Below are 869 nucleotides of genomic sequence, written 5' to 3'. Positions count from 1 at the left end.
TATTAGGTAGGGCGGTCTCATCAATGTACTGTTGTACTTTGTCGTAATATAGTTTGCTGTCGGGGTGCTCTTCGAGGCTGGCGTGTCCTACTTTGTAGTTTTGCGCAAGTGCGTTGATGAACTGAAAAGCGAAGCGTGTTTTGCCGCTACCAGCTCCGCCGGCTATGGTGATAACGGTGCTTTCGGAAGTTTTGCGCTCTACATCGCCTAAAAAGCGTTGTAGCTGTGGGTTGGCGATGACAAAGGTTTCCCAGTTGCGCGTTTGCAAGGCTGCCATTTTGGCATCGAGGGTGTTTTGATTTGCCGACGTGCTGATTTCTGGCAGGTGCTCTACGTATACGGTAGGCGGCATTATTGGATTTGCTAATTTGTCGATTTGCTTATTTACCAATGTGTTAGGCACGGTTTTTGCGGGGATATTGGTGGGAGCACTATCGCCACAGAACGATTTGGCACGACCTCTTCGTGGTGGGGTAGTGCTCTTTTCTATTTCTTCTATTTTGTGGTCGTAGTAGATAACACCATTTTCGCCCTCTCTAAGGGTAAGTATTACATTTAATTCTTCGCCCTCAAGGGTTGCCTTAGTGCTCATTCTGTAAGCTCCTTTTATATGCTCTCTGCCTTTATAGTCTTCTGCAAAGGTTATCAGATGAGAGTTTTTAAGCATTTCTTCTGCTTGTAATATGAGTTTCATTTTTTCAAATGATATTTTACTTGATAAAGTATGCTCAATACCCTTTCGGTTGAATACAACATACTTGTCGAGCTCTTTATGAAAGACTTTTTTGCCTCTTAGGTGTGTTAAAGCCCAAGAAAGAAAGTATTTTTTAGCTTCTTTTAGGGTTTTGAAAATCGGGAGCGCGCCGAAA

General features: G+C 43.4%; 1 protein-coding gene. It reads right to left on the bottom strand.

What is annotated here, in order from left to right; all coding sequences use genetic code 11:
- The coding region (locus HMPREF9074_RS11675) for an LPD3 domain-containing protein (RefSeq protein ID WP_232297136.1) at positions 1-853 on the bottom strand (853 nt) is incomplete at its 3' end.
- Positions 854-869 lie beyond the last annotated feature (16 nt).

The organism is Capnocytophaga sp. oral taxon 329 str. F0087, from assembly GCF_000213295.2.
GTDB lineage: Bacteria > Bacteroidota > Bacteroidia > Flavobacteriales > Flavobacteriaceae > Capnocytophaga > Capnocytophaga leadbetteri_A.
This window is presented reverse-complemented; position numbering and strand designations above follow the sequence as displayed.